The sequence below is a fragment of the Candidatus Villigracilis sp. genome (assembly GCF_057083605.1).
In genome coordinates, this window is sequence record NZ_JBXMTI010000163.1 from 1 (window position 1) to 19,602 (window position 19,602).

A 19,602-nucleotide genomic window follows, 5' to 3' on the forward strand; every position below is an offset into this window, starting at 1 on the left:
GGGGGCTAAGCCCCCGACTGAGCTATTTAATCTATTGCCAGGCCAATGCGCCTGATTGATGATAGTTTGCGGCGAGCAGTTCAAGGTCTAGAACGTTGATGATGCTGTCGTTGTTCAAATCGGCTGCGGCGGGAGTTGAAGCGTTATAACTCATCCCAATTGTTAAGGCGTCAAATTGGTCGATTACGCCGTTGTTGTCAATATCACCCGCAGGCAGGGTCACGAGATGCATGGTTACGACCACGCCATTCGCAAGGGTGACAGAACCTTGAGCATCGAGGAATCCATCGGCAGATGCAGCAATGGTATAGGTTCCAGCAGAAGCGGTGAGGCTGAAGGTACCATCCACATTGGCAATAGTAGTTGCAGCCAGTGAAGTATCCGCATTGTATAAGTTAATGGTCACCAACTTGCTCGCAAGGACTTGTCCATTAACCAATGGCGCTGTGACCTGCGTGGCTGTGGGTGTTGGTGAGGGCGAATTTGCCTGAATGGTCAGGGTGTCAGGAACGGATGTAATATTTTCAAGGGTGTTATCGCCCTTCGAAACACGTGCCTTACATTCGATTGGAGTTTGACCAACTTGCAAAGCTGTAACATTGAATGTAAAGGCGGGCTCGGTGGTCGTGGCTTTATTTCCATTGCTGCCTGCAATCGCAACAATAAAACTGCCGCTTTGCGAACTATTGAAGGCTGAAACTGAATCGGCGCCAAAGAGCCCGCCAACTGTTATGTTGCTTACATCGACCAGACCTGGAGTGTATGTGCATGTAAACTCGGCACTTCTATAACCAGTAGCAGGTGTATTAACCAAACTGACGGTGATGAGGCCCACCTCGCCTAAAGTGAGGGTTGGCGGGCTGGCAGAAGTGATGACATACGTATCAGTTGCGATCAATGTGCCAGTTAGTGTAGGAGTATTATTTGGATCAGTTGTACTCGTCTCGATGGGAGTGCCAGTGCTGGTGGGAGTGTCTGTTAATCCAGTAGGCGTGGAGGATGGCTCAGTAGTAACAGGAGTATTAGTGAAGATGGGCGTTTCGCTAGGAACAGGTGTTCCTACTACCGTAGGCGTCTCGGTAATCGCGAGTGTTTCCGTTACAACCGGTGTGCTTGTCGGTGTAGGAGTCGCGGTTGGAGTTGAGGCGTCCTTCGTCGCAATTAAATTGTAAAACCCAGTCCCTGAGTCTGATTGTATTTGCACAAAATAGTTTCCAGCAGGTTGTGTGCTGTTTAATACGCCATTCGCGCGAGTGATCTCATTTTCATTCGAATCCAGCAGGACAATGGCAGGGACAAGTCCACTGGTGGTCGGGTTTACTGTTATGGTGAATGTGCTTTGTTCAGTTAATGCCAGCGTCCACCTTTCGTGGCGATAAGGATCAAGGCTGCCAACATATGGAGTATCCCAATTAAGAGGGCCGCGCTCCGCGATTTGCAAACCGGGAATATTCAGAATCGGTTTGAAGGGGCCCGGCAAAGATTGGTCACCCTTTTTAAATGTTGTGACATTGGTAAAAACGTTATAGCTGATCGTCCAGCCGGCAAAAACAACATCCTGCATTTTGGGCCGCACAACGAAGTGCAAATGTGGGCCGGGATATTCATTGCCCGTGCATACATGCTTGTCCTTGTTATCGTCGATGACACCCAAACGCTGATTCCTGCTGACCACGCTGCCGAGATTCACTTGGATGTTGTCAATATGCCAGTATTCGGTAGTCCAGCCGTTGCCATGGTCAATTTTTAGGTGACAACTTGATTTTGCGAAAACAGTTCCACCCGCGGCGGCTGTCACCCAGAAGTTTGATGTGTCCATCCCAATATACATATTTGCCGTAGGCGCAAAATCCACTGCTCCGCCCATTTTGTAATTATGCGGGCTGGACGAGGATCGTTTAAAACCGTTATCGAATCCATCAAATGCAACCCAGGTAAGCCCCTGTTCCCAGGGCAGTTGAAACATGTCCGCCGGCGGGGGCGCAGTGACAAGGGCGCTTGCATTTAGCGGAATAACCGAAATAAGCAGCACAAGCAGTGGAATGATCCGAAAATATTTAGATTTCATCTTAGCTTCTCCTCGAGCGACAAGCCATTCACTCACAAAAAGATGGAACACAAATTATCATTTTGGCTCAGCCGTTATCTGATCCTCTGAGTTGTCTGATAAGTATAAAAATACCGATCACAAGGAAAATTCCAAGAATGATCAATACAATCATCGTCCCTCTTGGGATGGTTGAAGTGGCTTCTAAGTCTGTTGGTGCCAACAGGAGAGGCGTTCCCGATAAAGGGATTTCCTGGGATACCCCCACTTCTTTATCAATATTCAGTGCAACATTTTTTTCCCCAACTACAACGCCGCTAAGAGGGGCGGCAAAACCTGATTCGTTACGGATCGCAAGCGCAGCAGACTCAAGCGTGAGGTTGGTCTGACAGCCGCCTAGGGTTATAAACCGCACCTCTGCCAATACGCCGTTAGCGGCTTGAGGGGTAGTGCTGGCAAAGGAGGCATCCACCAGGCCAGTGGATTGAGGTAATTGCAAACCATTCATACCCGCAATTGGGCTGGTGGCATTCACAGGTTGCAGGCATGCAGGGTCATAGCGTATTTGAAATGTAAACCCCTGAATAGGAGTGGCAGAGATGGCATTGACTGTGACAATAACCGTTTCGCCAGTTTTGAACGCCGTAGTACTTGCTACGAGCCAGATGGTCTCAGCAGTTTGAGCGCCGACACTAAACACCAAAATAAATGTAGAAACAATTGCCAGAGTAAAGGCTTTAATGAATTTCATGGAAGACTCCGAAGATGGGGCGCACCGGAGTCGGTGCGCCCCTGCGATCATGTGATGTTATTCCCAGGCCAGGGCGCCTGATTGGTGATAATTTGCGGCGAGCAGTTCAAGGTCAAGGACGTTGATAATGCCGTCGTTGTTCAGGTCAGCTGCAGCGGGGGATGAAGCGTTGTAACTCATCCCGATTGTTAGCGCATCAAATTGGTCAATGACACCGTTGTTGTCAATATCACCGGCAGGCAGGCTAATAGTTGGTAGTGTGGTGGTATTTCCGCTCGTGATTATGGGCGCACCTTGTGCATCCAAGAAGCCTTCGGCAGTGGCAATCGCTGTATATGTTCCGGGTGCAATAGATACACTGAAAGTGCCATCTTCATTTGCGACCACAGATGTAGCCAGTGAATTATCTGCGTTGTATAAACTTACAGTCACTGGTTTACTGGCATGGACTTGCCCCGCGAGAGTTCCTTGTAGGGCGAGTATGATAAGGGTGCTGCCTGTGGATGGAATTGTCGTGAGGGTTTGGTCACCCGTTGAGACACGCACAGTACATTCAACGGTAGTTTCCCCCGGGTTTAATCCCTTGAGGCTGAACGTAAAAGCTGCTCCGCCAGTAGTGGCCTTGTTGCCATTGCTGCCTGCCAAAGCAACAATAAAACCGCCCATCTGCGGGCCATTGACTACCATAACTGCATCGGCGCCAAAAAGGCCAGCATCAGTGATGTTGCTGACTTCGACCATACTGGAATTCGTGGTGCAGGTGAATTCAGCGCTTGTGTAACCTTCCGCTGGCACATTGTTCAAGCTGACCGTGGCCACGGACGATCCGTTCACATCGACGCTGGCCGGGTCGAGGGCAACAGATGCAGATGGGTCACCAACAGGTTCCTCTTCCACCTTTCGAATGGTCAGGTTGTAGGCGCCGCTGCCGGTTTCAGGTAAAACCAAAATGGCATAAGAACCCGCTGGTTGGGTGCTATTCAAAGCCCCTGTTGCCGTAGTTATTTCATCTCCGTTTTCATCCAGCAGGACCAGCGAGGGAACCAAGTCACCGGAAGTTGGAGCCGCTGTGATGGTGAAATTATTTGACTCAGTAAATTCAAAGGGCCAGAGCTCGTAGCGGCTTGCACTCACATTACCGGAATAGGTCGCATCCCAATATGTAATGCTGCGAACAACAACCACGGCCTCCATATTGGCGATTGAATTCTGCTTTGCCTTTACTTGAGTGCCGCTTCCAAAAACACTAAACAGCATGGCAAGCAATACAATGATTCGGAGCAGGTGTTTGGATTTCATTTTCTTATTCTCCTTGTTGAAAAGATTGAAGTAACACAATGATCTATCAGGAAGCAGTTGGTCGTAAGGCCGCTTAGTGCTTCAAGATATGGCGCATTTCATCATCGCCGCGCAACAGAATCTATGAATTTCTCCCAATCCAGCATAAAAACTGTTTGTTATATTTTATGATTTTGTTTTTATGAATTGCGTTACAGCACTGTTGCGGCGACATTGCAGAATGATTGCTAAAAAAAGAGGCCTCCCCAATAAAAAAGTAGTGAGCAACCATTCCATGATGAGCTGCTCACTACTTTTTCGGACAGGCTATTTTACAAACCGATGGTAATAATAGAATCTCCTAAATATCGGACAGGCGCTTAATGATTAATATAAATCCCAAAGTGATTTGCCACTGGCCTCTCACGCCCTGGGATGTAATTGTCGATTGGTGAATTCAATATCACGGTTTCACCATTCTCGCCTTCGATCACCATGGTTGACGAGCCTCCGCCATCCAAAGCCATGGCATAATGCGCGCCGAGATCTTTGAGCAGCTCTGCCAGTTCCTGAAAAGTTGCGCCTGCACTATAAAACGGCTGACGCCCATCCACTACGAGCAGATATAACCACCGCCCGTTCCTGTTGACGCCTATTGCCGTGCGTGGATGTATCTCAGAATCATTCAACTCTGGAACGATTTCGCCGCCCAATATCAGCATACGATCACCTGAGATCGCATGGAATATTTTGCCTGGCTGTCTGTTGAAGGTCAGGTCATTCCTGCGGCTGATATACAGCGTTGGCTCAGGTTTTTCGTTTTGCAGGCCATCAGCATAGATATTCCCCTGATAGGCAGTAAATCCATTTGGCGTGACAGCATCTCCGCTATGTGGATAATAATCCACTGGGCTGCGCGACCACCATGGAAAGAATCCATCTCCATTAATGGCGATCTGTACACCAAACTCTTCCAAGAATTCTGAGGTGGTTCTAGCGGTAACCGCTTCCCCATCCACAGCATTTGGCGGGGTGACGAGGAATTGCATTCCCTTTGTATTTGTATCGATCACCAACACATGCGCGATCATCGAATGCGGCAAATAACGAATGATTCTTTGATAAGTCACACCTTCATAGATTTCTCTTTTTACGGGCACGGGCGCGGGGCGTCCCAAAGTAAATGCAAAATATGTGCCAATTGACAATGCAAATACCAGAGGAATCAACCACAAGCGATTCTTTATCTTTTTCATGGAAATGATATTAACAAAATAAGATGAGATGGAAATAAAAAGAGACAGGATTCACCTGTCTCTTCAAATACGATTACCAAACGAGTTACACAACAATCTCTGCTTCTGCTTTGCGCATGGACTGAAATGACCGAATCGCCACTTCCAGCATGGAGTGGTCGGGTGTGCGCGTGGTGAGATGCTGCATGGCAAGATTGGGCTTGATCAACAACTGAACGATGGGGTTACCCAGATGATTTGCAGTCCAGCGGATGTATTCAACGGCGACCCCTGCCAGGATGGGAATGAATAATATACGAGTGACCAGACGCCACAAGATCGGCATGGGGCCCAAGGCAGTGAAAACCAAAATGGACAACAAAACCAACGTCAGCAGAAAGGCTGTTCCACACCGCGGATGTTCAATAGGATATTTCGCCACATTTTCTGGTGTTAATTCCGCGCCTGCTTCGAAGGCGTTGATGGTTTTATGCTCTGCACCATGATACATGAACAATCGCTTCACATCTGGCATGAAGCTGATCGCCCAAATGTAACCAATCAACAGCAAGAGGCGAAGAGCTCCTTCGATCAAATTCCCTGCCCACAAAGCGCTAGTGGTTTGGGAAAGCAAATGCTCCACCCATCCGCCGATGCCTGCAGGAAGCAAAAAGAAGAGGCCAATGCCAAAGGCCAGAGACAGTCCCATGGTCAAATAAAGAGCGGAGCCTTCCAGTTTTTCATCCTCTCCTGTTTGGGTATTCGCAGAAAGCGTAAGGGCACGCATCCCCAACCCTAGCGCATCCCAAAGCAAAATGCCGCCGCGCAAAAAAGGAACCTTCGTAATCGCCGAGCGATAGACGTTTGCCAGCTTTTCGGTGTGGACGACAATATTGCCATCGGGTGCACGCATGGCAATTGCATATGCCTTCTGCCCGCGCATCATTACGCCTTCGATCACAGCTTGTCCGCCGTACGTGATAATTCGATCTTCCATTTATTATTCTGCTTTCGCTTTTGGAGTCAATCAGCTTGCTGATTGAAATTTTCAGGCAGCACACGCGAGCTGCCTGATTCCAGAATCCTTATTTAAAATTATAGAAAAAGTGAGTGAAGGCTTCGATGCCTTTATACCATGTTGGTAAATGCATTCTTTCATTCGGCGAGTGGACATTGTCGTCTGGTAAGCCAAAACCAGTCAACAAAGAATCGGCACCAACATATTTTTGTAAAAGAACCACAGAACCAATTGAACCGCCTTCGCGTTTAAAATAAGGGCGTTTGCCCCAAACAGATTCGAGTGCCTTCGATAGTGCCTGCACACCGGCGGAATCGGTTTCAACCAGCGCGGCGCCCGCGTTGTGCAGATTGGTCAATTCCCATTTGATGGTCTTGGGCGCATTCTTCTTAAGATATGCTTTCATTTGTTTGGTTACTTCTTCGGGGGTCTGGTCTGGCACGAGGCGGCAGGAAATTTTCGCCATGGCCCAGGCAGGCAAAACTGTCTTCGAGCCCTGTCCTGTAAAGCCTGAGAGCAAACCGTTTATTTCCAAAGTTGGGCGCGCGCCAATGCGTTCGGCTGGAATGAATTGCGGCTCGCCCCATAAAGCCGGCACACCTGTCATCGCGATCAAATCCTTATTGCTAACTGGCAGGCGCTTAAAATCCTCACGCTCTTTTTTGCTTAACTTGCGTACCTTGTCATAATAACCGGGCAGCGTGATCTTTCCATTTTTATCATGCATCCCCGCGATCAACTCGATCAGGGCCTGCGCCGGGTTATGGACAGTCCCGCCAAAAATGCCAGAGTGCAGGTCCTTATCCGGGCCGTAGACTTTCAATTCAAAATAAGCCAAGCCGCGCAAGCCAGTCGTGATGGTCGGTTTATCTGGTCCCATCATGCCTGCATCAGGGTTCAAACAAAAATCACAGGCCAGCATTTCTTTATTATTTTTGATGAATTCGCCTAGGTGCTCGGAACCGATCTCCTCTTCGCCTTCGATCAGCCACTTGAGATTGACGGGCGATCCTGTCGTGCGGACAATTGCCTCAACCGCTTTGAGCGACGCCATCACCTGGCCTTTCATATCCGAAGAGCCGCGTGCGAAAAGATAATCATCGCGCACAACAGCGGTGAAAGGATCCGATGTCCACAATTCCAGCGGGTCAATGGGCTGCACATCGTAATGTCCATAGATCATCACAGTAGGAGCAGATTTACCAGCGCCCAGCCACTCGCCATACACAACGGGATGTCCGCCTGTTGGCAAAATCTGTACATTGTCCATATTGAATGAACGCAATTGTGCGGCCACCCATTCTGCGGCACGTTGAATATCACCTTTGTTTTCATCAAGGGTAGAGATGGAAGGGATGGCGAGGAACTCTTTCAATTCGCTTAAGTAGCGCTGGCTATTTCCGCGAACGTAGTCCAATGCTTTCTGAACATCTGACATGGTTGATTCTCCTTTTCGATTTTCAAGTACTACGAGATTTATCTCGCGAGCGATGGTTCGTCATCTTCAAAGGCGATATAAATGTCGCGGTACAAATTATTATGGTGCAGTCGTTGGCGCTGGCGTTTGTTCTTCAAGTGTGCGGCGAGTTACCAGATACCATTCAGTGATCAATGCAAGGCGATCACTGACATCGTACATTGGGGCGACCTGCACGCCTTGAACCTGCACATCCACACCATAGGAATAGACGGGGTAATACAATGGCAGCGATGGCATATCTTTTGTGAATACAACCTGAAAGTTTCGGTATAAGCGTGCGCGCTCGGCAAAGTCTGCGGCAGTGCGGGCTGTTTCGAGGAACTCGCTGGCTGTGCGATTATCCCATTGCGAATAGTTCTGTCCGCCCGTAGCTTCGGATTGGTGCCAGAAAAGGTAGGGGTCTGGGTCGGGTGTACGGGAGGTGTTCAAATCTGCGAGCGCGGCTTGAAAATTTCTCGTAGTGAGAAACTCATTCACCAACGAGTCATAAGTGACAGCCTGTAAATCGACCTTCACACCGATCAATGCCAAGTCCGATTGAATGGCTTGAGCGATCTGAGTGTGGAGAATGTCATCGGGGTGAACCAGGGTAAAGGTCAGGAATTGACCGTCTTTGGCACGCACATCCCCGCCCCCGGCAGGAATGACATATCCATCGTCTTTAAGTAAAGCAGTAGCTGCGTCAGGATCATAATCAAATTGCTCGATATCTTCATAATAAGCCCACGAACCCGGCAGGATGGGGCCATCGGCAATGATAGCCTGCCCGCCCAGGATATGCGAGACGATCACGTTGCGATTTATCCCAAGCAAAAGTGCGTGGCGGACCTTATCACTTTGCATGAACGGCACACTGGGGTTATTGAGATTCAGAAAAACCAATCCCATTTGTGGAAGGCGGCTGGTATGAACTGAGAGAGTGGAATCTTGTAAAGCAGATTCCAGGGTGTCACTTGTCAACTGACTGACCCCGAGCACTTCACCCTGTTTGTAAGCATCAAATGCAGCGGCCGAATTTGGATAAAAACGGAAAACAACCTGCTCAATGAACGGAGGTTGTATGTAGTAATCCTCATTGGCAAGAAGCACCACACCGGTGATTTGCCCGCCGCTGGTCAGCAAACGATCAAACCTATATGGACCCGAACCGACCGGCTGTAAATTAAATTCTGCGTTGGCTAATTGATCGGCGGAGACCGTTTCAAGCAAGTGTTTTGGCAAAATACCAAATGTGACGTAATCCAAAAATGGGGCAAAGGGTTCAGGCAGTCTCACCTGGAGCGTTTTATCATTAAGTTTCTTTACTTCTACTTGTGACCACAGTTCTTTTATATCCTGCGGAAAAAGAGAGCCGCTGCTTTTAATGAGCTCAATCGTAAAAATGACATCATCGCTAGTAACCGGCTCGCCATCATGCCAGAGTGCGTTTTGTCGTATTGAAAAATTATAGATCGTGCCGTCAGCAGATGCGCCCCACGCATCTGCAAGATCGGGTTGAGGCAGGCCACGCGAATCAAAACGCATCAACCCGCTAAAGATCAAACGGTTGATATCGCGGTCGGCTGGGTTGTTCCAATCCAGCATGGGGTTGAGCCTACCCATGGAGCCGATCAGGGCTTCGGTATAAATCCCACCGGGCGCGGCTTCGGGCAAAGTAACGACACTTACCGGTTGTTGGCTTAGTAATAACAAAGCCACGATCACAATCGTGACCGCCACAACGAGAATCTGCCAGCGTAATTTTTTCATAGGTTATTTAAAATTGCCACCGTACATATCCTTCACAAGAAACCCTAAAGGTCTTTCCAATATAATTAGGGTTCTGCGAATGCGGGCAGACCTTTAGGGTTTGCTGTACGATAGAGTCTAAAATAAAGAAAGGCCGCCGCCAACCCCATTTCAGGGCAATGGCCCGGCGGCCTTTACAGGCTTGTGACTTTTATTGTCCCAAAATGATGATGGTGATCACAAGGCTGAAAAATACCACGGCCAGCACAATCGTCACCCAAAAGAGGATGCGCTCAATGCCGCGACGGGCGGTGAAAACACCACCGGTGTCCGCGCCGGTAAGACCGCCCAGTCCTGCACCCTTGCTTTGCAGGATAACACTGAGGATCAAACCAACCGAGGTTATAATCAGCGAAATATTCAGAAAATCAGTCATACAATATGCCTCCTTGAAATTAGCGGGCAAATTATACCTGTTCGGGAAGTGAATCGTCAACAAGGGCTGGTTAGCCAGAAAATTTAGATATGTCGTTGCGAGGGTGTTCTTCCCGAAGCAATCCCCCGTTTCAACGAGGAGACTGCTTCGCCGCAGAGCGGGCTCGCAGCGACATATTCACAAGGAATTCTATGCACGAAGTCATTATCAACCTGCACATGCACACCAAATACTCAGATGGAAGCGGGCTGCACAAGGATATTGCCGCCGCGGCCCTCAGAGCAGGTGTGGATATTGTGATCGTCACCGACCACAATATTCTTGTGCAAGGGTTTGAGGGATATTACAAGGAAAAAAATAAGAAAATCCTGATGCTGATCGGCCAGGAAGTCCATGATCAGGCGCGTGATCCGCAAAAGAATCACCTGCTGGTCTTTGGTGCAAACCGTGAGCTGTCTACCTTTGCTGAAGACCCGCAAAATTTGATCAACCAGGCGCGCGAGGCAGGCGGGTTATCCTTCCTGGCCCACCCTGATGATCCCGAAGCAAAAGCATTTAGGGAAACCGACATATCATGGGTGGATTGGTCGGTTCAAAATTACACAGGCATTGAGTTATGGAATGCCTTGAGCGAACTAAAAACCGTCGTCCCTACAAAACTTCATGGCGCTTTTTATGCGTTTTTTCCAGCCTTGGTGGCGCATCAGCCTATCCCGAATACATTGGCAAAATGGGATGATCTACTCTCGAATGGCAAACCTGTAGTGGCGATTGGCGGCTCGGATGCGCACGCTTTGCACATGAGCATGGGGCCGATCCATCGCGTGATCTTTCCGTATGACTTTCACTTCCGCACCGTTAACACGCACGCGCTTCTCTCTGAACCGTTGAGCGGCGAGGTGACCACAGATAAATCACTCGTCTACAAAGCCTTATCTATGGGACATTGTTTCGTCGGCTATGACCTGCCCGCCTCCACCAGCGGATTCCGCTTCACAGCCCAGGGACGGGATGCCTCTGTTTCGATGGGCGATGAGATTCCCGCGAAAGGCGGTGTGACCTTGCAGGCGAAGTTACCATCCCACGCTGAAATTATTTTATTGAAAGATGGGCAGATACTCCAATCCTGGAAGAATCAAATTTCCTGCACACACATCACCACAGAGCCTGGCGTGTATCGTGTTGAGGTCTATCGCAGATATTTAGGCAGGCGGCGCGGGTGGATTTATAGTAATCCAATTTATGTGAGATAGGGGGAAACTCTGAGGTTGGATATTTCTTAGGAGAGCAATTCAATGAAAATCCCACTGTGTCCGCAACCAAGTTTAGGATTAATTCCTGATTTGGATAATGTTAATGAGAATGTCAAGTTGATAAATTCACAGTTGAATAATGCTAACTTCGACGACAGATACTATCCAAAGTTTAATTGGTTCAAACCAGAAATACTTCAAGCAGACACGATTTTAAATATTGGGTGTGGACAGGGAAAAGAAACTTTTGCGCTAATGTGGGTATTTAATAAGACCGTGGAAGTTATTGGAGTAGATAAAGATGAGGATACAAAACGAAAAAATATATTCATGGCAGAAATGCTAGCGAATACAATTGAAGAAATACAAAATTTCGAGACCCGGGTTATCCCGTATATCTCGAAAAAATACCCACTCGAATATATAGAAAAAGTTAAGATTTGGCATGATAATTTACCTATCGAGATAAAAGCTAGCAAAATTCCAACTTTCCAAAAGCAAGATATTTCAAAAATGAAGCTTCAACCTCCCAACCATTTCAGCTTGATATATTCGCGCTACGTTTTGGATAAGATATTATTGAATGAAGGTGAAGAAGGATTGGTCTTTGCATTACAAAACATGGTAGATGTTGTACAACCGATAACAGGAAGAATCGTCTTTGTCGTTCCCACTAAGAACAAACAGATTCGATATAATTTCGAGGAATATATTCCGAAGGCACTTATATTAGTCAAAATTGAAAGAGACGAACAACAACTTGGTGATTTAGAATGGGCCGAATCAGAACCTATAGGATACATTTATGCAAAGCAAGCTTGAAATTGCCCTCATCATAATGGCAAAAAACGCCAAGACCATACACGTCAACACTCGGTGCTTGTGCGTTTTACAGGTATCTCTCTGACTTCGGGTTTTTCTAACCTCAAGATGCAATTTGTATGGAAGGATTAACCCCGAAGGGGTGACATTTGGGTAGCAAGCCGACTCCAGAGGATGCTCTTCGGACAAAATCAGTGTCAGTTAAGAAGAGGCGGGCACTTCATCAAAACAAAAAGATTCTGTGGTAAACTTCGCCCGCTAATTAAATAGGTGCGTCTTAATCCACGTGCCTTTCCGTTCCCGGCAAGCCCACGGCTTGGACAGGAACAAACCCATGGAAAGGAGGATTTCCCAATGCGTAAATACGAACTGATGTGTATTGTCCAGCCCGACCTGGATGAGACCGCTTTTAACGGCGTGCTCGAAAAGGTGAAAGGCTGGATCAGCGAATCAGGCGGCAGTGTTGATAAGGCTGAGGTGTGGGGACGCCGCAGACTTGCCTACATCATCCAAAAGCACCGCGAAGGTCAATACGTTCTTTTGAACGTGACCATGGAGCCGGCTGCCACTTCTGCCCTTGAACGCAACCTGCGCTATCAAGAGTCGATCATGCGTCATATGCTTTCTGTTGTTGGTTAATTTTTTATTGTGATTGCCCGCTAATTTACCAAGGAGATTGAGATGAGCCGAGGCCTTAATAAAGTTCAGATCATTGGGCATCTTGGAAAAGACCCCGAGATGCGGTATACACCTTCAGGCAAACCCGTAACCACATTCACCGTGGCCGTCAGCCGCTCGTGGAACAGCGCGGATGGCGAACGTCATAATGAAACCGAGTGGTTCAACGTGGTGGCCTGGGGTAATCTCGCTGAAATCTGCAAGCAGTATCTTACCAAGGGACAGCAGGTCTACATTGAAGGACGCCTGCAAACCCGCCGCTGGGATGACAAGGAAGGCCAGAAGCACACCAGCGTGGAGATCGTTGCGAATGAGATGATGATGCTGGGTGATCGCCGCGATTCAAATAATAACCATACACAGGAAGTTGATAACGCTTCTGCCGAGCCGACAGCTGGTGCGGCGGAAGATGAATTCCCGTTCTAAAATAGTTTTGGAGTAAACCATGAGTGACGAACGCAATGAACGCAATTTCTCGGGCGGTGGCGAAGGCGGCGGTGGGGACCGCAGGTTTTTTGCCAAGCCCAAGTTTTGTCAGTTTTGCGCAGACAAGACCTTGACCATTGAATACAAGAAGGTCGACCTGCTCCGCAAATATATAACCGAAGAAGGCAAAATCCGCCCGCGCCGCCAGACCGGCGCTTGCGCCAGGCACCAGCGTGTGGTGGCGGCGGCTGTCAAACAGGCGCGCCACGTTGCGCTCCTGCCTTTCAGCGGCAAGGCACTGGACGATAGCCGTTCCTAACTGCCAAAAGATTTTCGCGGGGCATGGAATTTTTCCCATGCCCCGAAATTATGTTAATGATTATGCATGTCATTGCGAGGGCGACCTTGTTCTTGCCCGAAGCAATCTCTTTGTTATCAGGGGGATTGCTTCAATGAAGATCGCCGTCTCGCAAAGACAACTACACTGTATTTTGAAGGAGTATGACCATGCCTGATTCATTAGGCAAGAAGCCTGTTCTGCATAAAAAACATGTTGCCCGCCTGCAGCGCGAACAACAACAGGGACGTATGATCCTTTATACTTTTTTCGGCATCCTCACCATCGTTGTGGGTCTGCTGTTATACGGCTGGCTGGATATTAACTATTTCCAACTTCAACGCCCTGTTGCAAAGGTTGGGGAAACCGAGATCCTTGTCCGCGATTTTGAACCGCGGGTACGGTTACAGCGCCAGCAATTATTGAGTCAGTATGCCCAGTATGCCCAATACGCGCAGTATTTCGGCATGGATGTAGAAGCCCAATTGCAACAAATCCAATCCAACTTGGATTCGCCTTTGACAGTGGGCCAGGCCGTGTTGGATCAGATGATCAATGAAGAATTGATCCGCCAGGAAGCAGCGAAACGCGGAATCACCGTCAGCGAGGATGAACTGAACGAGGCGATCCAGGCCGCCTTTGGATATTATCCGAAGGGCACGCCTACACCCTCTGCTACACCGACGGAAGTAACGATGTCTGAAATCCCTGCCGAGGCATTCACCGTTATCACACCCACATTGCCGCCCACTGCCACACCCGATGTTTCAGCAGTTACACCCACACTCACAGCAACAGCCCAGTCTGTAGACGGAACTCCCGAAGCAACAGCCACTTTGGAACCATCTGCCACGCCGACTGTCACGCTTGAGCCGAGCGCCACGCCAACAACGGGTCCCACTGCTACTGCTGTTCCAACTTCCACGCCCTACACTTTCGAGGGGTTTGAAAGTGAATTAAAAGATGCCACCGAAAGAATGGTAGGACTAGGTTTCGATGAAGAGATCTATCGCTCATTCTTCGAGGCGCAAATTCTTGAACGAAAACTCAAGGAAGAACTCACCGCGGAGGTTACTCCGGTTGAGGAGCAAGTCTGGGCACGTCACATTCTTGTCAGCGATGAGACTCTTGCCAAAGACCTCATCGAACGCCTAAAGAACGGCGAGGACTTCGCCGCACTGGCAGTTGAATTCTCTACAGATACAGGTTCTGCCGTAGCTGGCGGTGACCTCGGCTGGTTTGGCACTGGAGCCATGGTGCCTGAATTTGAAACTGCTGCCTTTGCCTTGGAAAAATCAGGTGACTTCACCACCGAGCCAGTTCAAAGCAGTTTTGGTTATCACATCATTCAATTGGTCGCGAAACAGGAACGCCCTTTGAACGCAGACCAATATGAAACCGCCAAAGACAAAGTCTTTTCAGATTGGCTGACCGCCGCTAAGGAAGAATATGGCGTGGAAATATTTGACATCTGGCAGACCCGTGTTCCCACCGAGCCTAACTTCACCACCGCCGCTACTGAAAGCGCCAACGCCCAGTTGACTGCTCAAGCAGAAGCTTTGATAGAACTTGAAGGGACTTCAACACCGAAACCGTAAAGTGTAAAAAAGTAGTAAATCAAAAACGCCCATCTGCTTAGAGATGGGCGTTTTTGATTTAAGGAATTTCAAAATATTATGGGCCTATCCGCTCGACCTTCCCACTCCCTCTTGACCAAATATCCCACAGCGCAGATTGGCTATTGATTTTTGAGGGACTGGCGTTCTATAATAATGGTAGGGTGTTGGAATTAGGGTTTGAAAATCCTACTTTAGAAGTTGATGTCTGCTTTTCGGAATATAAAGAGTCGTATGTGAAGACGCTTTGTATAGGCAACCTGTGCAAGCAGGTCATGAATTAGTGGAAGGAGACATATGACAACTTCAAATTCAGATGCTGTGTTTGATTACCGGGCGCTGCGCCTGCTGATGGGGTTGATCGCATTTACCATACCGTTTGTGACAAACCTTATTTCATCCAGTCCCCTTTCTTCCATCAGTGCCTCATACTACACAGAAGCCCATGATGCCTTCATTGGAATGTTATTTGTCATTGGAACATTATTATGGGCGTACAACGGACATTCATCCAAAGAGAAATGGGCGAGCAAAGTTGCATCGCTTGCGGCGATCCTCGTTGCGGTCTTTCCGACATCCTGTGACGGTTGCGTCACTGATCTTAAGGCCAACATCCATTATGGAGCCGCTGCCGTTGTATTCGCAATACTGGCATATTTTTGCTTCGGGCCCTTTCAAGAGAACACGAAAGGTAAAGGCGGGAAGAAAGGCCGACGGAGCAAAGTATATATGATTTGCGGGTGGATCATGGTTGTATGCCTGTTGACCGTAGTCATCACGCAACTGACAATACCCGACGTAACCGTAAAAGCATTGAAAATCACCTACTGGGCAGAGACAGTTGCACTGATTACCTTTGGGATTGCCTGGACTGTAGCGGGCAAAGTCATTCCTCCCCTTACGGAAAAAGACGAAGCGCTTAAACTGTTTTAGTTGAATCTACTCGGGAAGGAGCGAACATATGAATGGCAAAGCAGGAGCAGGAATAGGTATCGGGTTGACCATCCTGGCATTCATCATCGGCCTATTCGGTATTGCTGTTCTCATAGGAGTGGGCGAGGCTGCCAACAACACCATCGCAGCCTTCGCCGCCATCTCGTTTCCATTTGCCCTGCTGGCGGGACTCTTCTCATGGATCGCACCAAGAGCCCAGGGGTCAATTGCCATGGCGATGTCCGCTCCCGTTGCAATAATCAGTATTCTGGGTTCCTGGTCGAGTCCTTTCTTGATGCCAGGGGCCATTTGGACATTTGGACTTACATTTGTGGGAGCCTATCTGGGCGGACGATTGAGGTTGTCAACCTCGGGCACCGGGCGCACACCGCCGTTATAAACTTTCCTTGTTGCGGGCGTTTTTGTTGTAAATTGGGTTAGCCTGCCTGCTCCTTCACATCTCCCACTTCAAATCTACAATATTCATCTCCTTTGGCGATGCAATGTGATTCGGTAATTTCATATTCTTTTCCGGTTGCCCATTTCACAGCTTCGGAAATAGAACCGATGTAAAGGTAGCAAATGGGATGGTCACTGTGGCGGGAGTTACAAACCCCGCAAGTGGATTCTATATAAGCGAGCCTCTCCCCGCTTTCGTCCAGCCATGCGTTGACTTGCGGATTGGTTTTCTTAAGCGCATCCGCCATCCCGTTCAGAATGAACTTGATGCGTTGTTTTTCCGGCAGCAACTTGAGCGCAACCCCTGCAATGCCCAGTAATGCAGCCTGTTCACGCACACCATACTGGAAGGAGGCTCGACCAATGCGGAGTAACATGCCCCTGCCGCCTCGCCCATAAAAGTCCTCGATCGCCTGGTTCAACTGGGCATATTGCGAAGCCTTGATGGACGGTTCAAGGTCGTTCGGAGGGAGATTTCCTGCGAACCGTTCCAGCCCGCAGGATTTCAAAACAGCGTTCAAACCGTTATCCCCCATCACTTCCTGCATCGAGATCAATGCCTGCCGCACGAGCGAGTTGATGATAACTGCCTCTTCCCGAGTTGTCATAGGGACTCCCATCTTTAAAAACGGATCGTTATATCAAAGTATACACTGGATAGTTCTCAAATCTTTTTCGAACCACCTCTCCTCTTTGAGGAAAATGTCACGCAGCGGACATATGAGACTGCCGCCTCGCAGCCTCCCGCACGCTTCGCAGTCAAATCGAACCCACGCCCGCACTAATCAGGTTGGTGTTTTGCAGTAAAATAACGCATGATATTCAGGTGGCGAGAAATCAATGGCCGATTCGGCGGTACAATGAAGTAGACACCCAGTTGGGTGCTTTTCCATCAATATAGAAGTTAATAACGCGCACGGAGGAAGGCCATATGGGAGACACATGAAGAGTGGGTTCAATTAAAACGAAAACATCTATTGGGCTAGCAAGTTGACAAGACCACCGATATGCTAAGGTAACCAGCGTATTTTCTTTAGAGAAAGGCATACCCATGAGCGATAAGAAAACTGAGAATGGTAATGGTTCTTTTTGGACTACTATACCTGGTTGTCTCACAGGAATCGCCGCTCTGATAACGGCAGTCGGCGGGCTTATTGCCATTCTTTATTCCGTTGGCATATTTCAGCCTCCATCCACTCTCCCATCCAACCCTCCGCCAACGCAAATGCCTGTAACAGATACCGTAGCTCCGCCCTTACCAGCCTGCGTTCCATCACTCATTTCGCCTCAGACAGATGCCATATTAGACAATGGGCGAACGGATCGTTTAGACAATATGGTTTGGGAATTTGATTGGTCTGACTGTCCGGGAGCTACCGAATATCACTTGTATGTAATTGGCCCAACTGCGCCGAATCCTTCTACCGACAACAGTATGATCACTAGCTCATCTTATCAAGATATACAGATCGGAAGTTTCATTGGGGGCGACCCAGGCAGATTCAACTGGACTTGGAAGGTCAGGGCAAGAGTAAACGATCAGTGGGGAGAATGGTCAGAAACAAGAGTGTTTAATGTTGAACCAGTGGATACAGATCCAGCTTCTCCATAGACGGCTCCCAGTTGCTTAATGCTATTTGTTGGTGTTCGGACGGAAAGTTTCCAGCATCGTGCTTCGCATCAAAGCAGTTCATGGTCAACAGCAATCGGGCTAAAAACCCCCGCGGACATCTGCGACTGCCACCTCGCGCCGTCCCGCATTTTTAAACACTTTCCTGCTCCCAAGCGGAATCCCTGATAGAAGCCGTATAATGGGCTAAATCGTTTGGCCTGTTATACGGCAATCAACTGTCCAATAGCAGTTATCCGGGTACGTGCTGTGTCACTCCCAGGGGCCCGCTCATGATCAGGAAAGGATGGTCTCATTCCCATGAACGACATTGCCCAAAGCAATCGCACGCTCAGAACTCCGTGGATTCGAACCACACTGCTTGTTCTGGCGTTTCTTACTTCCCCGATCCTTTGTTGTGGCGGCATGCAATTGCTGGACGCACTTCCGTCCTCATGGCTACCCGGATCGGTGGATTTCATGGTAAACCTCTTCGAAGCCGAGGCACGCGTGGAGAACAGGACCTCCCAGACTCTATACCTCACTGCCATTACGACCACTTACGGCAATGCGAGGGTGATCCCGCAAAACATTTCATTCAGACGGCGCGATATCCCGATTAGGCCTCAGAGCTCAGTGGTGCTGAAGTATGACTCGGCTGATTTTCCCCTTGCTGGCATTGCGGTTTGCAGGACCGAGGACGATTGTCGATTATTGCCTGTGGACAATTCGCAGGTATATCAATTGAACTCCTACGAAAGTCTGGATAGCTTGGATCCGATTTGGCTGGAGGCCATTCACTCAACTGGGCCGCGCAATTACAGTAGCCTGATAATATTAGCGCTAAGTTTGGTACCGATTCTTCTCTTTTTGGGCTGGCTATATTTGAATCGGCGCGAAAAGGCAAGAGCGGGCTAACAAACCCTCCAGCGGATATCTGGGACTGCCGCCTCGCGGCATGAATATTTATGGCTGATGAAAAACAAGTCCACATTTTGAAGCTAGGCTCCGGAGCATGGAATCTGTGGCGCTCAATAAACCCTGCCACAGGTATAGATCTCAATGGTGCTGATCTCGGCAATTCCAATCTCTCTGAAGCCAATCTTCGTGAAGCCGATCTCCGCGGGGTCGATCTCCATGCAACCGAACTCCGTGGGGCTGATTTACATGCAGCCAATCTCTATGGGGCCAATCTGATCAGATCAAATCTCTTTTCAGCCGATCTTAGTGAAGCCGATCTTAGTAAAGCTGATTTTAATCAAGCCAACCTCAATTTAGCCAATCTCCGTAGTGCAAAGCTGCATGAAGCCAATCTTCATGCAGCTAATCTTAGTAGAACCGACCTAAGTTACGCCGATCTTCACGGAACCAATCTGGTCGATGCTAGTGGAATGTTCGATAAGTAATTCAACATAGTGCTGATGATTTCTTTGCTGCCCAATCGTGCAAATTGCGACGCGTCCACGACCAGTTGATGGGTTGAGCCCATAAGCGAT

General features: G+C 48.7%; 20 protein-coding genes. 11 read left to right on the forward strand and 9 right to left on the reverse strand.

Annotation, left to right across the window (positions count from 1 at the left end; translation table 11 throughout):
* Positions 1–31: 31 nt before the first annotated feature.
* From AC14M5_RS23530 to secG, 8 genes are all read right to left on the reverse strand, one after another.
* Positions 32–2,068 (reverse strand): peptidoglycan DD-metalloendopeptidase family protein, encoded by a 2,037-nt coding sequence (locus tag AC14M5_RS23530; protein WP_484032163.1) that lies wholly within the window; start codon positions 2,066–2,068, stop codon positions 32–34.
* A gap of 67 nt (positions 2,069–2,135) precedes the next feature.
* The gene (locus AC14M5_RS23535) at positions 2,136–2,798 is read right to left on the reverse strand and encodes a cohesin domain-containing protein (RefSeq protein ID WP_484032164.1); all 663 of its coding nucleotides are present in this window, start codon (positions 2,796–2,798) and stop codon (positions 2,136–2,138) included.
* 57 nt (positions 2,799–2,855) lie between these two features.
* Positions 2,856–4,097, reverse strand: a complete 1,242-nt coding sequence (locus AC14M5_RS23540) for a dockerin type I domain-containing protein (RefSeq protein WP_484032165.1) — start codon at positions 4,095–4,097, stop codon at positions 2,856–2,858.
* Between the two features lie 359 nt (positions 4,098–4,456).
* Complete coding sequence (locus tag AC14M5_RS23545) at positions 4,457–5,332, reverse strand: phosphodiester glycosidase family protein (RefSeq protein WP_484032166.1); 876 nt, start codon at positions 5,330–5,332, stop codon at positions 4,457–4,459.
* 85 nt (positions 5,333–5,417) lie between these two features.
* On the reverse strand, positions 5,418–6,308 hold the full coding sequence (locus AC14M5_RS23550; RefSeq protein ID WP_484032167.1) for a DUF1385 domain-containing protein: 891 nt from the start codon (positions 6,306–6,308) through the stop codon (positions 5,418–5,420).
* A gap of 88 nt (positions 6,309–6,396) precedes the next feature.
* On the reverse strand, positions 6,397–7,767 hold the full coding sequence (locus tag AC14M5_RS23555) for a dipeptidase (protein ID WP_484032168.1): 1,371 nt from the start codon (positions 7,765–7,767) through the stop codon (positions 6,397–6,399).
* Between the two features lie 99 nt (positions 7,768–7,866).
* Positions 7,867–9,558, reverse strand: coding sequence for an ABC transporter substrate-binding protein (locus tag AC14M5_RS23560; RefSeq protein ID WP_484032169.1), 1,692 nt, complete (start codon positions 9,556–9,558; stop codon positions 7,867–7,869).
* 190 nt (positions 9,559–9,748) lie between these two features.
* Positions 9,749–9,973 carry a preprotein translocase subunit SecG gene (gene secG / locus AC14M5_RS23565; RefSeq protein WP_484032170.1) on the reverse strand — a complete coding sequence of 75 codons (225 nt, stop codon included), beginning with the start codon at positions 9,971–9,973 and terminating at the stop codon, positions 9,749–9,751.
* Positions 9,974–10,164: 191 nt separating this feature from the next.
* Here secG and AC14M5_RS23570 point away from each other — a divergent pair, with 191 nt between their 5' ends.
* From AC14M5_RS23570 to AC14M5_RS23605, 8 genes are all read left to right on the forward strand, one after another.
* Entirely contained in the window at positions 10,165–11,226 is a 1,062-nt protein-coding gene (locus AC14M5_RS23570) for a CehA/McbA family metallohydrolase (protein ID WP_484032171.1), read from the forward strand.
* A 42-nt stretch (positions 11,227–11,268) separates the two neighbouring features.
* Complete coding sequence (locus tag AC14M5_RS23575) at positions 11,269–12,048, forward strand: hypothetical protein (protein ID WP_484032172.1); 780 nt, start codon at positions 11,269–11,271, stop codon at positions 12,046–12,048.
* A 354-nt stretch (positions 12,049–12,402) separates the two neighbouring features.
* Entirely contained in the window at positions 12,403–12,687 is a 285-nt protein-coding gene (rpsF, locus tag AC14M5_RS23580; protein ID WP_484032173.1) for a 30S ribosomal protein S6, read from the forward strand.
* 42 nt (positions 12,688–12,729) lie between these two features.
* Entirely contained in the window at positions 12,730–13,152 is a 423-nt protein-coding gene (locus AC14M5_RS23585; RefSeq protein WP_484032174.1) for a single-stranded DNA-binding protein, read from the forward strand.
* Positions 13,153–13,171: 19 nt separating this feature from the next.
* Complete coding sequence (gene rpsR / locus AC14M5_RS23590) at positions 13,172–13,471, forward strand: 30S ribosomal protein S18 (RefSeq protein ID WP_484032175.1); 300 nt, start codon at positions 13,172–13,174, stop codon at positions 13,469–13,471.
* Positions 13,472–13,659: 188 nt separating this feature from the next.
* Positions 13,660–15,087, forward strand: coding sequence for a peptidylprolyl isomerase (locus AC14M5_RS23595; RefSeq protein ID WP_484032176.1), 1,428 nt, complete (start codon positions 13,660–13,662; stop codon positions 15,085–15,087).
* Positions 15,088–15,402: 315 nt separating this feature from the next.
* Positions 15,403–16,038, forward strand: a complete 636-nt coding sequence (locus AC14M5_RS23600; protein ID WP_484032177.1) for a hypothetical protein — start codon at positions 15,403–15,405, stop codon at positions 16,036–16,038.
* 28 nt (positions 16,039–16,066) lie between these two features.
* Positions 16,067–16,438, forward strand: coding sequence for a hypothetical protein (locus tag AC14M5_RS23605; protein WP_484032178.1), 372 nt, complete (start codon positions 16,067–16,069; stop codon positions 16,436–16,438).
* Between the two features lie 37 nt (positions 16,439–16,475).
* Here the strand turns inward: AC14M5_RS23605 and AC14M5_RS23610 are convergent, their stop codons facing one another.
* Positions 16,476–17,105: a V4R domain-containing protein gene (locus AC14M5_RS23610; protein WP_484032179.1), complete on the reverse strand. Its 630-nt coding sequence runs from the start codon at positions 17,103–17,105 to the stop codon at positions 16,476–16,478.
* Between the two features lie 443 nt (positions 17,106–17,548).
* Between AC14M5_RS23610 and AC14M5_RS23615 the strand changes: the two genes are divergently transcribed.
* From AC14M5_RS23615 to AC14M5_RS23625, 3 genes are all read left to right on the forward strand, one after another.
* Positions 17,549–18,109 carry a hypothetical protein gene (locus tag AC14M5_RS23615; protein ID WP_484032180.1) on the forward strand — a complete coding sequence of 187 codons (561 nt, stop codon included), beginning with the start codon at positions 17,549–17,551 and terminating at the stop codon, positions 18,107–18,109.
* Between the two features lie 318 nt (positions 18,110–18,427).
* On the forward strand, positions 18,428–19,024 hold the full coding sequence (locus AC14M5_RS23620; protein ID WP_484032181.1) for a hypothetical protein: 597 nt from the start codon (positions 18,428–18,430) through the stop codon (positions 19,022–19,024).
* A gap of 50 nt (positions 19,025–19,074) precedes the next feature.
* A complete protein-coding gene (locus tag AC14M5_RS23625; protein ID WP_484032182.1) occupies positions 19,075–19,512 on the forward strand; it encodes a pentapeptide repeat-containing protein in 438 nt (145 codons plus the stop codon).
* Positions 19,513–19,602: the final 90 nt, after the last annotated feature.

Bases quoted from the DNA above. Each gene is read 5' to 3' on its own strand.
- AC14M5_RS23575 (WP_484032172.1), top strand. From the start codon at position 11,269: ATGAAAATCCCACTGTGTCCGCAACCAAGTTTAGGATTAATTCCTGAT.
- AC14M5_RS23540 (WP_484032165.1), bottom strand. From the start codon at position 4,097: ATGAAATCCAAACACCTGCTCCGAATCATTGTATTGCTTGCCATGCTG.
- AC14M5_RS23610 (WP_484032179.1), bottom strand. From the start codon at position 17,105: ATGACAACTCGGGAAGAGGCAGTTATCATCAACTCGCTCGTGCGGCAG.
- AC14M5_RS23570 (WP_484032171.1), top strand. From the start codon at position 10,165: ATGCACGAAGTCATTATCAACCTGCACATGCACACCAAATACTCAGAT.
- secG (WP_484032170.1), bottom strand. From the start codon at position 9,973: ATGACTGATTTTCTGAATATTTCGCTGATTATAACCTCGGTTGGTTTG.
- AC14M5_RS23545 (WP_484032166.1), bottom strand. From the start codon at position 5,332: ATGAAAAAGATAAAGAATCGCTTGTGGTTGATTCCTCTGGTATTTGCA.
- AC14M5_RS23615 (WP_484032180.1), top strand. From the start codon at position 17,549: ATGAGCGATAAGAAAACTGAGAATGGTAATGGTTCTTTTTGGACTACT.
- AC14M5_RS23625 (WP_484032182.1), top strand. From the start codon at position 19,075: ATGGCTGATGAAAAACAAGTCCACATTTTGAAGCTAGGCTCCGGAGCA.
- AC14M5_RS23560 (WP_484032169.1), bottom strand. From the start codon at position 9,558: ATGAAAAAATTACGCTGGCAGATTCTCGTTGTGGCGGTCACGATTGTG.
- AC14M5_RS23605 (WP_484032178.1), top strand. From the start codon at position 16,067: ATGAATGGCAAAGCAGGAGCAGGAATAGGTATCGGGTTGACCATCCTG.
- AC14M5_RS23550 (WP_484032167.1), bottom strand. From the start codon at position 6,308: ATGGAAGATCGAATTATCACGTACGGCGGACAAGCTGTGATCGAAGGC.
- rpsR (WP_484032175.1), top strand. From the start codon at position 13,172: ATGAGTGACGAACGCAATGAACGCAATTTCTCGGGCGGTGGCGAAGGC.
- AC14M5_RS23535 (WP_484032164.1), bottom strand. From the start codon at position 2,798: ATGAAATTCATTAAAGCCTTTACTCTGGCAATTGTTTCTACATTTATT.
- AC14M5_RS23595 (WP_484032176.1), top strand. From the start codon at position 13,660: ATGCCTGATTCATTAGGCAAGAAGCCTGTTCTGCATAAAAAACATGTT.
- AC14M5_RS23555 (WP_484032168.1), bottom strand. From the start codon at position 7,767: ATGTCAGATGTTCAGAAAGCATTGGACTACGTTCGCGGAAATAGCCAG.
- AC14M5_RS23620 (WP_484032181.1), top strand. From the start codon at position 18,428: ATGAACGACATTGCCCAAAGCAATCGCACGCTCAGAACTCCGTGGATT.
- AC14M5_RS23600 (WP_484032177.1), top strand. From the start codon at position 15,403: ATGACAACTTCAAATTCAGATGCTGTGTTTGATTACCGGGCGCTGCGC.
- AC14M5_RS23530 (WP_484032163.1), bottom strand. From the start codon at position 2,068: ATGAAATCTAAATATTTTCGGATCATTCCACTGCTTGTGCTGCTTATT.
- rpsF (WP_484032173.1), top strand. From the start codon at position 12,403: ATGCGTAAATACGAACTGATGTGTATTGTCCAGCCCGACCTGGATGAG.
- AC14M5_RS23585 (WP_484032174.1), top strand. From the start codon at position 12,730: ATGAGCCGAGGCCTTAATAAAGTTCAGATCATTGGGCATCTTGGAAAA.